This is a genomic window from Nostoc cycadae WK-1 (genome assembly GCF_002897135.1).
In the GTDB taxonomy this organism is placed as follows: domain Bacteria; phylum Cyanobacteriota; class Cyanobacteriia; order Cyanobacteriales; family Nostocaceae; genus Nostoc_B.
On sequence record NZ_DF978425.1, the window covers coordinates 44,644 to 56,021 of the forward strand.

Genomic DNA, 11,378 nt, shown 5'->3' on the forward strand with positions numbered 1-11,378 from the left:
GCCAATGAGGAGATAGCATATGCAATTTCGCTACCAAATTGCATTAGGGGCTTTGATACTTGCACTACTCGGATTTATTACACAAACAGGCTATGCTCAAATTCACTCATCCTCTGGTGTTCGCACTCAGGAACCCAACAGCATCCTGTTCGAGAACGTTCGTATTTTCAATGGTACTTCTGATCAGCTTTCTGAGCCATCGAATGTTTTAGTCGTTGGTAATAAAATTAAAACCATTTCTCAAACTCCAATTGCCACAGCATCGGGCATAAAGTTGACCAGAATAGATGGAAATAATCGCACACTGATGCCGGGACTGATTGATAACCATGTCCATCTGTTTATGATTGCCAGTACGAGTGAGGAGTTACTCTCGCCAAAAGTTAGTCCTGAAGTCTTGAATCAGAAAGCACAAACCGCAGCAGAACAAATGCTGCTACGCGGATTCACCAGTGTTCGTGATATGGCAGGGCCAGTGTTCGACCTCAAGCAGGCAATTGATACAGGTGATGTGGTGGGGTCGCGCATTTATCCTAGTGGCGCGATGATCTCGCAGACTGGCGGACATGGTGATTACCGCACACCAAAAGATCTTATTTGGGAACCTTATACAAACTTCAACCGCCCAGAAGTTCTAGGTAGCAGTGTGAGTGCGATCGCAGATGGTGTGGATGAAGTACTCCGCAGAACTCGTGAACAACTTATGCAAGGTGCTACCCAGATTAAGCTGGCGGCTGGTGGCGGTATCATCTCAAATCATGACCCGCTGGATGTCAGCCAGTACACGGAAGCTGAGTTACGTGCCGCAGTCGAGGCTGCTGAAGACTGGAACACTTATGTAACAGTCCATGCCTATACACCTCGCGCAATTCAAAAGGCGATTCGGGCTGGTGTCAAGTGCATTGAACACGGACAGTTGATGGATGAGGGGACGGCGAAACTCATGGCTGAAAAAGGCATCTGGCTGAGTATACAGCCATTCCTCAATGACGAAGATGCAATTCCGTTTCCACAAGGGTCGGCTAACTACGCCAAACAACTAGAAGTGGCCAGAGGGACAGATACTGCATACACCCTGGCGAAGAAATACAACCTCAAAACAGCTTGGGGTACTGATTTATTATTCGATGCTAAACTAGCTACCCGGCAAGGGGCGCAACTTACGAAAATGGTTCGCTGGTACACACCATCTGAAGTTTTAAAGATGGCAACAAGCACAAATGCCGAACTGCTTGCATTGTCTGGCCCACGCAATCCCTACCCAGGCAAACTGGGCGTAGTCGAAGAAGGCGCACTGGCTGACCTGCTATTGATGGATGGTAATCCTCTAAAAAACATCAAGCTGATTGAGAATCCAGGCAAGAACTTCATCGTGATTATGAAGGACGGAAAAATATATAAGAACCTCCTCAGATGACTGAGAATTTCAGTGCGGCTCATCCTTGGTCAAAATCTTAGATGCGTTTATTCTGGGCTAGGATCTTAGTACTGCCAGTGTTTTAATACCATGAATGGATCAAACCAATTAACACCAGAGTCCTTGCCTATCTCCCCGTCAACCGAAAACTTCCACACCCACGATGCAGATCATATTCATGGTCATGGAAAATCTGGTCATACTCATGTCCATAGTGAAGAGTCTTTACGCAAAATTGTGAATCGGCTGTCACGGATAGAAGGTCATGTTCGCGGTATTAAAACAATGGTGCAGCAAGGTACTCCCTGCCCTGATGTATTATTGCAGATTGCCGCAGTTCGGGGCGCATTAGACCGAGTTGCCAGAATCGTGCTAGATGAACACTTAACGGAGTGTATCGCCAGAGCCGCCAAGGAAGGCAATATAGATGTGGAAATTGAACAATTAAAGGCGGCTTTAGATCGATTTATGCCTTAATCAAGCTGATTTAAAAGTAACTTTAGAACAATTGATCTCTGGATATTCGCCAAGAAGTTTACAGACGTGATGAGAGTAGGTCTGTTTGAATATAACTAAAGGTTAAGGGAGGTAAATACACATCTTCAAGTTCAACACAGGCTAACTACCTGAGTGAATTCTGAATTTGTTACAAATCTCAATAGGTTATAACTAATAGTTCTCAAAGGATACAAGCCTTGAGATTTATCTGTGGAGTTAATCTCAAATCCAAAATCCCAATGAAAGTACCCGCAGTGCCGCAAATAACCAGCAGAACTTCGATTATTTTTTAAGAAATGATTAATATCTGCTGCTGTGCAAGTTTTTGTGGTGTACTTTAGCGCTTATATTTTGCAATAGTTTATACTTCTATTCTTCCCGAAAAACCTTTCGCGTGTTTAGTTATGGACGTATTTCAGCAGCTTTAAACATGGCTGACACACTATTTAGTACATAACTAAATTTACAGTATGAACTATGATGGTCTGCCCAATTATGCTTGAAGGCAGTTCCTGTAAAGGTTGAGAACTTCTTTAAGGTAGATAACACAACCTTCATTAAGAAGTAAATTCTACTACTATAGGATCTTTGTATTGACATTCTCTCAAGCTAATGTCAGAAAATGTTGACTTTCTCAACATTTCTTTAGATAATTTGAGGGTGTGTAGCGTCAAAATGGAATTAGTTCCGTATAGCAAAATACAAAACCCTAGTTGCAAGTCTAATCTCTGTCATGTTTGTTTCCCATCATAAGTGGGAATACTATGTACGTATAAATGTGTGAGTAAAAATCATGAGTGTGAATACGGTGCCTTCTATCAATTACTACTCTCTAGATGTAATCCAAGACGAAGCACGCCGACTGGTGCAGAAGGGGATGGTTAGCCGACAACAGCCAATATATACACTCTGCCAATACATCCCAGCAAGAGAGTGGGTATGCGTTGAATGTGAGTTAGAAAAATGCGATTTTCTACTGCGCGATCGCATTGGCGACCTGATTGGTCGTGAACAATGGGACAATGACTAATTAGTTTAGGATTTCAGATTTTGGATTGGGAGGATATTTTTTGGATGTTTAACTTTGACAAAGAACAATCTACCGCCCAACCTTCTGAAGGTAAAGTCTCTAGTTTTTTACAAATATTCCCTGATCCAGAGTCTTCTATTATTTTTCTTGACCATAAGCATTGCAGAATTACTAAAGTTTGAGTTAAACAACTTTTCTTAGCAGCATTGACGAAATCATAGCCTACCGTAAGTTTATCGAGAAAGGTTGTTGCGTAAATCCACTTTCATAACTTTGAGTATTTTATCTATATTATTTAACCGGGGCGGTGTTTTATCTCTAACTGCTCCGGTGATTTTTTTGAAGATACGTAATTTTTCTGCTTAATTATTTGTTACATACTTATAAACTTTACCAGCAATTTAAGTTTTTACCTCAATGTAATCACTGATTTTTTTGCTCTACTAACTGTTGCTGTACTCTCCCTTTTAACTAAAAACGGAGAGAGAAGAATATTGTCTACAGCTTTCCCCTCAAATAACTCCAGCAGCATAGTCATAGCCGACTCGCCCATTTCTACCATACGTTGACTAACTGTTGTGAGTGGTGGGGTAATGTAACTAGCCAGAGCAATATTATCAAATCCCACCAGGCTCAAATTTTCTGGTACTGAAATACCCAGTTCTTTACAGGCTAAGAGAGCGCCAACTGCTACCATATCGTTGTAGCAAAATATGCCAGTTATTCCAGCGGCTATTAATTGCGGTAGCATTTTTTTACCGATATCAATATCGCTGATTGCTTGCTCATCCCGCTGGGGAATTGCTACCCAGTTAGTATTTTGTGTTAGACCTGCTTGATTCAAAGCCATTCGATATCCTTCTAGGCGCTGTTGGTCTGCTTTGCTACCATCACCTACACCTAAATAACCGATACGAATATGTCCTAAATCTAGGAGATGTTCTACAGCTAAACAGCCACCTAAGCGGTCATCTATGGCAACTGAGTGAAATGTTTTGCTTTGATCTTCTGTATCGATATTAATGAGAACTGTTGGCACAGTAAATTGGGTTAACTGTTGAGTGTAGTGTTTACCTATGCGTGAGTCGGCGACTAAAATTCCGTCTACTCGGCGGTAATGAAAATTCTCAATAGCGGCTATTTCCTGATCAAAATCTCCATGTGAAGCATTTAACAACACATTTAAGCCAGCAAGTCTCGCAACTTGTTCAATTCCCTCTACTAGTTCGCCAAAAAAGGGATCAGCTATGGATGTGACAATTACCCCAACGGTATAAGTTCGCTGATTTTGTAAACTTTGAGCGATCGCATTTGGTACATAGTTCATTTCCTGCGCCAGTCTTTTGATTTCCTCCCGCACCTTAGAACTAATCAACGGACTGTCTCGTAAAGCGCGTGAAACCGTGGAATGAGAAACACCTGCTTTGCGAGCAATATCTTCAATAGAAATCTTTCGTTTACTCATGTTCAGCACTACCCTAAGCAACGTAAATAAAATTAACACAAATTTTATGCACAGGTGTGCAAAAATAAAAGACATCAGGAATGCACACCTGTGCATAACATCAGTTTAAACATTAAGAAAATCAGATTTAACAACATTTTCTTAGAAAAAAACCTGTTGCTGAAATTTGAGCAAATGCTTGAAGTCTTGAGATTACAGGATTTTCACCAATAGTTACTTAATGGTGAAAGCCTTGAGAACAATATGAGGGATCAATCTAAAATTCATCTGAAAATGTTTGCCTACTTGAGTAAACTTTTTTCGCACACAGACTCAATTTTTAGCAAAATCGAAAACAATCACAACTTTTTCAAGTTAAGTCGGAGTAAATATCTATCGTTAGGAGAAAGCAGAAAACAAAAGGCAGAAAGCAAAATTAAAAGATGATTTTAGCTTAGTTAATATTTCTACACATATTTCCGGTTTTACCAGCTTTTTTAAGAGGATGTGGATGAATGTGAAAAAACAGGCGATGGCAGCGACCTTATTAAGTATTGTCAGTGGTACTTTGGTCAGCTGTAGTAATATTTCTCCCAATGGCAACACAGCCATTAACACTGAGGCCAAAAATGTTACTGATATAAATACTCAGACCACCGTAGGCGATCGCAATACTAAATTACGATCTGTTGGTGTGACACTGGGCGATTTAAGTAACCCTTTCTTTGTTGTCATGGCCAAAGGCGCGGAGAAAGAAGCGAAAAAAATTGGTGGTAATGATGTCAGAGTCACTGTTGTTTCTAGCGGATATGACCTAAACCAGCAATTTAATCAAATTGAAAACTTCGTGGCGGCGAATACTGACATTATTATTCTGAATGCGGCTGACAGTAAAGGTATCAGACCAGCGGTTGAGCAAGCGAGAAAAGTAGGCAAGATTGTCATTGCGGTAGACACAGGCGTAGACGCAGAGGTAGACGCTACCGTCACCACCAATAACTTGCAAGCCGGAGAAATTAGTTGTCAATATATTGCCGATCGCCTCAAAGGTAAAGGCAATGTAGTTATAGTTAACGGGCCGCCAGTCGCTTCCGTCATTCAGCGCGTTGATGGCTGTTTGAAAGTTTTAGCTAAATATCCCAATATCAAAATCCTGTCTAAAGACCAGAACGCCGAAGGTAGCCGGGATGGTGGACTCAGAGTGATGAGCGATATCCTGGTAACATTTCCCAAAATTGATGCTGTTTTTGCCATCAACGATCCTAGCGGCGTGGGAGTTGATTTAGCCGCCAATCAAGCCAAACGCAGCGAATTTTTCATTGTAGGAGTTGACGGTGCGCCAGAAGCAATTGAAGCGATCGCCTCTAACGATAGCCTATATGCGGCAACTGCGACTCAAAATCCCAGCGGTATGACGCAAACAGCAGTTCGGGTAGGAAACGATATTTTAAACGGCAAAAAACCGAAATCACCCGACATTTTGATTCCCGCCAAGTTGATTACAAAAGAGAACGTCAGTACATCAACTGGTTGGTAAGTTTTGGAGGTAGGAGGCAGAAGGCAGAAGGCAGGAGGTAATAGTTATTATCCTTCACTCAGCACTCAACACTTAGCACTGAAATTTATGACAACAAATATTCAAACAGATTTTTCTCCGCCGACAACTGTCACCCCTGTATTAGAAATGCAGGGAATTGCTAAACGATTTCATGGTGTTGCGGCGTTGCAAGGTGTGAATCTCACCATTTATCCCGGAGAAGTTCACGCCCTTATGGGTGAAAATGGGGCGGGTAAAAGCACATTAATGAAAATTCTCGCGGGTGCTTACATTGCTGATGAAGGGGAGATTCGCATTAATGGTCAAACAGTAAAAATTACCGATCCTGGTACAGCCAGACAAGCGGGGATTAATCTGATTTATCAAGAACTGAACGTCGCACCCAATTTAACCGTTACCGAAAATATGTTTATGGGGAGCGAGTTGCAACGGGGTCAGTTTTTAGACCGCAAAACAATGGAACTCGAAGCCCAGCAGGTGCTAGACAGTTTGGGGGCGACTTTTACACCACAAACAATAGTAGGTACATTGGCGATCGCCGAACAACAACAAGTCGAAATTGCCAGAGCGCTGAAAGATAAAAGCCGGATTTTGGTCATGGATGAACCAACAGCCGCCTTATCTGACCGCGAGACTGAGCGCTTATTTGAAGTGATTCGCAAACTCCGCAACGATGGCATTGCCATTATTTATATCAGTCATCGTATGGAAGAAATCTATGCTTTGGCTGACCGAATTAGTGTACTACGTGATGGTCAATATATTGGCAGTCTAACTCGTGAGGAAATTTCGCCCCAGCGATTGGTACAGATGATGGTTGGTCGCTCCATGCAGGACTTCTACGAACATCAACGACAAAAGAATCCGGGTGCAGTGGTGCTGGAAGTTAGAAACATTAGTGATGGGCGCAAGATACAACCAGCTAGTTTTCAACTACGTGCGGGCGAAATTCTAGGACTAGCTGGGTTAGTAGGTGCAGGAAGGACAGAAGTATCGCGGTTGATTTTTGGTGCTGACCGCAAAGCTAGTGGGGAAATATTTTTAAATGGCAAAAAACTAGAGATTAATTCCCCTAGTGATGCGATCGCCGCAGGTATTGGCTACGTCCCCGAAGACCGCAAAGACCAAGGTTTATTTCTAGAGATGAGTTCCCGCAAGAATATTGGACTGAATCGACTCAGACAGGATGCCAAAGGTGGCATTGTTAACTGGGTTTCAGTCAATAAAATTGCCACAGAAGCCGTCGAAAACTTCCATATCCGACTAGCTAACTTAGAAATTCGCGCCGTGGATCTTTCCGGTGGGAATCAGCAAAAACTCCTACTGGCGCGGTGGTTAGCCATTAACCCCAGAGTATTGATGCTAGATGAACCAACACGCGGCGTAGATATCGGGGCGAAAAGCGAAATTTACCGGATTATCAGCGACTTAGCCGCCCAAGGAGTCGCAATTCTCATGGTTTCCAGCGAACTGCCCGAAATTGTGGGAATGAGCGATCGCGTTTTAGTCATGCGCGAAGGGCAATTAGTGGGCGAACTAGACGACACCCCAGACAGAGAAATCACCCAAGAAAACATTATGCACTATGCAACTGGAGCATCGGAGGTAACAGCATCATGAGTCAAACCTTAAGACCTGTCAACAATAGACCTAGCCAAAATTCCACAGCCAGTCGGCGTAAATCCATCAATAATTTCTTGCAAGTTGCGGGTATTCTACCGATTCTCGTAATTATCTGCATCTTATTTTCCCTGCTAAGTCCCAACTTTTTCACAGCAGGTAACGCCGTCAACATCTTACGTCAGGCATCAATTAATATTGTCCTGGCAACCGGGATGACATTTGTGATTCTCACTGGTGGGATTGACCTTTCCGTAGGTTCAATTTTGGCTGTGTCTGCGGTAGTTGCAGTGTTAGTATCTTTGCTGCCGGCTTTAGGTTGGTTGGCTGTCCCATCTGCTTTACTGACAGGTTTGCTTTTAGGTTTACTCAACGGTGCCTTAATCACCTTTTTGGATGTACCGCCGTTTATTGTCACCTTGGGTTCATTAACCGCCTTAAGGGGTGCGGCCTTTTTAGTTGCCAATGGTACAACAGTTATTAACCGCAACATCAACTTTGCTTGGATAGGTAATAGCTACGTCGGCCCCATTCCCTGGTTAGTCATTATTGCCCTATTAACCGTAGCTGTGAGTTGGTTTGTGCTGCGCCAAACTGTTTTAGGTGTGCAGATATATGCAGTAGGTGGTAACGAACGAGCCGCCAGATTAACAGGTATCAAAGTCAATCGCGTATTGCTATTTGTTTATGGCGTGAGTGGATTGCTGGCAGGTTTAGCCGGAATTATGAGTGCCAGTCGGCTGTATAGTGCCACAGGGATATTAGGACAGGGTTATGAATTAGATGCGATCGCGGCCGTCATCCTCGGTGGCACCAGCTTCACGGGCGGTATCGGCACAATTGGCGGCACACTGTTAGGTGCATTAATCATTGCCGTTCTCAACAATGGTTTGACCCTATTAAATATGTCCTATTTCTGGCAACTCGTTGTGAAAGGACTAGTAATTATTGCCGCAGTCATGATTGATAGACTCCGTAGACGTTCCAGACGTTAGGCACGAGTGCAAAGGTGCAGGGCGAAGAATATTCAGCACTATCAACTCTTCTTCTTCTCTCTGCGCCTCCGCGTCTCTGCGTGAATAACTCATGATCTTATTCCCCAACACCAAATACAACCATGACATCTACCACAACTCGTCGTAAATCCAACACCTTCTATGTAATTTTAATTGCTGGCGCTGCTGCCCTCGGTGGCTTCTTGTTCGGATTTGATACAGCAGTTATTAACGGTGCAGTTGCAGCTTTATCCACAGCTTTTAGCGCCAATAGCGTACTAACTGGCCTTGCTGTATCCCTGGCATTGTTAGGCTCGGCATTAGGAGCCTTTTATGCGGGCAAAATTGCCGACCGATATGGCCGAGTTAAAGCAATGGTGGTAGCTTCAGTCTTATTTACCATCAGTGCTATTGGTTCTGGGATTGCCTTTGGCATTTGGGATTTTATCTTTTGGCGGCTGTTGGGTGGACTTGCCGTTGGTGCTGCCAGTGTAATTGCCCCAGCTTACATTGCTGAATGTTCTCCTAGCAATTTGCGCGGTAGGTTAGGGTCATTGCAACAACTAGCGATTGTAGTTGGAATTTTCATTGCCCTGCTGTGTGATTACTTTATAGCAGTATCAGCAGGTTCAGCCGAATCTCCCTTTTTATTTGGGATTGCGGCTTGGCGGTGGATGTTTTGGACAGAAATTCCGCCTGCGGTGCTGTATGGAATGGCTGCTTTAATGATTCCCGAATCGCCTCGCTACTTAGTAGCTCAAGGACGAGAGCCAGAAGCCGCCAATGTTCTCAGTAAAATTATCGGGGGTAACGTCCTCGCCAAAATCGAGGAAATTCGCCAAACAGTCATGCGAGAACGGGAACCGCAATTTTCTGACCTCCTACGCCGGAGTGGCGGACTTCTCCCGATAGTTTGGGTTGGTATCGGTATATCTTTACTTCAGCAATTTGTCGGTATTAACGTCATCTTTTACTACAGCAGTGTTTTATGGCGGGCGGTGGGCTTTTCGGAAAAAGATTCCCTCTCAATTACGGTGATTACAGGTGCAGTAAATATTATTACCACATTAGTAGCGATCGCCTTCGTCGATAAATTTGGTCGCAAACCCCTATTGATTCTCGGCTCAATTGGTATGACCAATACCTTGGGAACAATGGCATCAATTTTCGGTACTGCGCCACTAGATGCTGCTGGGAACCCAACTCTCAGTGGTAGCACAGGTATTGTTGCTCTTGTTACCGCCAACCTATATGTATTTTGCTTTGGTTTTTCCTGGGGGCCAGTCACCTGGGTACTGTTAGGCGAAATGTTTAATAATAAAATTCGGGCGGCTGCACTGTCTGTGGCGGCGGCGATGCAATGGGTAGCAAATTTCGCTGTTTCCACCTCATTCCCTCCCATCCTGCAATATTTCGGCTTGGGTGCAGCCTACGGACTCTATACCACTGCGGCAGCTATCTCACTGTTTTTCGTTCTCTTCTTTATTAAGGAAACTAAAGGAATGGAATTAGAAGATATGTAATTAATCCAGGGAACAGGGAACATCTTTCAGATTCTCTATTCCCTCCATAGCAGTTCTCACTTCAGCCAGAATAATTAACCGCAGATAAATTCCTGGTTTTCGTAGCCAACTAGTCAGTTTAATTACTACTTTATTAGATCAAGCAATTTATCCTACCCTAGAAATTGTCAAACTTTACTATAAGCGTTGGGAGGTTGAACTCGATTGAAGACATTTAAAAACTACGTTGGGTATGGATATTTTAAGATGTAAAACCCCCTCAATGGTACGCAAGGAAATTTATGTTTACTTGCTGGGATACAATCTACTTCGTAGTTTAATGTGGGATGCTGGGACTACTTATGGTATGCCTCCAAATCGTTTATCTCTTCAAGGTATTCGTCATCATTTACTAAATTTTATTCCTAAATTAGAAGCTGCTAAATCTCAAAAACGCAACAGACTTTATCGCACTTTGCTAAAAATTATCGTTCACAAACAAGTTCCTGACCGTCCCGCAGGCACTGAACCACGAGTTACTAAACGCCGCCCCAAAGCTTACCCCAGATTGACCAAACCCCGGCAAGAATTACGCAAGCAATTGCAGAGTGCTTAAATCACAAGCCTTTCAGGTTTTCTTAGTACCGTTCGGGCATAACTAATAATTTTCAAACAAGTCATTATATTGTAACCTAATTTGATCTGCCCTTATTTCATCTATTTCTAAGTCTCCATGTTCACTAACGTAATAAATTCCAGTTTCATAACATTCTGCTATGGTTCGCATCATATTAGCAAGACTCGTGTATTTAATAATAGGTTCTCCTCCGCCCATAAGCTTATGTAATACCTGCGACACTTCTATATTATTTTCGTCACTAATTATACAAATATATTCTTTATCAAAAGAGAAAATAGGTAACCATTTATTATTCCATATTTCAGCAGGATCAACCCAGTTCTGCTCTGAAAATTTATGAGCATATTTAATTAATTTATAATATTCCTCTATTGCAAATTCGAGAGAATTAAATGTATAGGGTGGGTAAAAAATAGCGAAATTTTCATCTCCATAAGTTACACCATTACGCCATTGATAAAGTTCATAAAACTCTTCAGATAGCACCAATGGTAAATTTTGAACTTTTTCTTGAATTTGCAAACGTGTTAAACCAGGCTGTAAAGATGAAGCAAACGATGGTTGATTAAGCTGCAACCAAACTAATATACGTTCAAGATATTGAGTCAAAGTTAGCATAAAGTAACCTCTAGGATTTTAGATGAATTTTCTAAGTTAATATCAAAATTATCATC

10 protein-coding genes are annotated in these 11,378 nt (G+C 42.5%); 8 read left to right on the top strand and 2 right to left on the bottom strand.

The window, feature by feature from the left end:
* The first annotated feature begins 19 nt into the window (after positions 1 to 19).
* From NCWK1_RS08365 to NCWK1_RS08375, 3 genes are all read left to right on the top strand, one after another.
* Positions 20 to 1,417: a metal-dependent hydrolase family protein gene (locus NCWK1_RS08365; protein WP_103124391.1), complete on the top strand. Its 1,398-nt coding sequence runs from the start codon at positions 20 to 22 to the stop codon at positions 1,415 to 1,417.
* Between the two features lie 90 nt (positions 1,418 to 1,507).
* Entirely contained in the window at positions 1,508 to 1,894 is a 387-nt protein-coding gene (locus NCWK1_RS08370; protein WP_096579422.1) for a metal-sensing transcriptional repressor, read from the top strand.
* Between the two features lie 814 nt (positions 1,895 to 2,708).
* Positions 2,709 to 2,945: a DUF4327 family protein gene (locus NCWK1_RS08375; RefSeq protein ID WP_062297131.1), complete on the top strand. Its 237-nt coding sequence runs from the start codon at positions 2,709 to 2,711 to the stop codon at positions 2,943 to 2,945.
* A 409-nt stretch (positions 2,946 to 3,354) separates the two neighbouring features.
* On the opposite strand, the gene NCWK1_RS08380 is transcribed toward NCWK1_RS08375, so the two are convergent.
* A complete protein-coding gene (locus NCWK1_RS08380; protein WP_245894859.1) occupies positions 3,355 to 4,410 on the bottom strand; it encodes a LacI family DNA-binding transcriptional regulator in 1,056 nt (351 codons plus the stop codon).
* Between the two features lie 490 nt (positions 4,411 to 4,900).
* Here NCWK1_RS08380 and NCWK1_RS08385 point away from each other — a divergent pair, with 490 nt between their 5' ends.
* From NCWK1_RS08385 to NCWK1_RS08405, 5 genes are all read left to right on the top strand, one after another.
* A complete protein-coding gene (locus tag NCWK1_RS08385; protein ID WP_103124558.1) occupies positions 4,901 to 5,926 on the top strand; it encodes an ABC transporter substrate-binding protein in 1,026 nt (341 codons plus the stop codon).
* An 87-nt stretch (positions 5,927 to 6,013) separates the two neighbouring features.
* Positions 6,014 to 7,567 carry a sugar ABC transporter ATP-binding protein gene (locus NCWK1_RS08390; RefSeq protein WP_103124393.1) on the top strand — a complete coding sequence of 518 codons (1,554 nt, stop codon included), beginning with the start codon at positions 6,014 to 6,016 and terminating at the stop codon, positions 7,565 to 7,567.
* A complete protein-coding gene (locus NCWK1_RS08395; protein WP_103124394.1) occupies positions 7,564 to 8,562 on the top strand; it encodes an ABC transporter permease subunit in 999 nt (332 codons plus the stop codon). Before NCWK1_RS08390 ends, NCWK1_RS08395 begins: the two co-directional genes overlap by 4 nt.
* A gap of 122 nt (positions 8,563 to 8,684) precedes the next feature.
* The gene (locus tag NCWK1_RS08400; protein ID WP_103124395.1) at positions 8,685 to 10,085 is read left to right on the top strand and encodes a sugar porter family MFS transporter; all 1,401 of its coding nucleotides are present in this window, start codon (positions 8,685 to 8,687) and stop codon (positions 10,083 to 10,085) included.
* Positions 10,086 to 10,347: 262 nt separating this feature from the next.
* Positions 10,348 to 10,680, top strand: coding sequence for a hypothetical protein (locus NCWK1_RS08405; protein WP_187308089.1), 333 nt, complete (start codon positions 10,348 to 10,350; stop codon positions 10,678 to 10,680).
* A gap of 42 nt (positions 10,681 to 10,722) precedes the next feature.
* Here NCWK1_RS08405 and NCWK1_RS08410 read toward each other — a convergent pair whose 3' ends face one another.
* Complete coding sequence (locus NCWK1_RS08410; RefSeq protein WP_103124396.1) at positions 10,723 to 11,322, bottom strand: SMI1/KNR4 family protein; 600 nt, start codon at positions 11,320 to 11,322, stop codon at positions 10,723 to 10,725.
* Between the last annotated feature and the right edge of the window lie 56 nt (positions 11,323 to 11,378).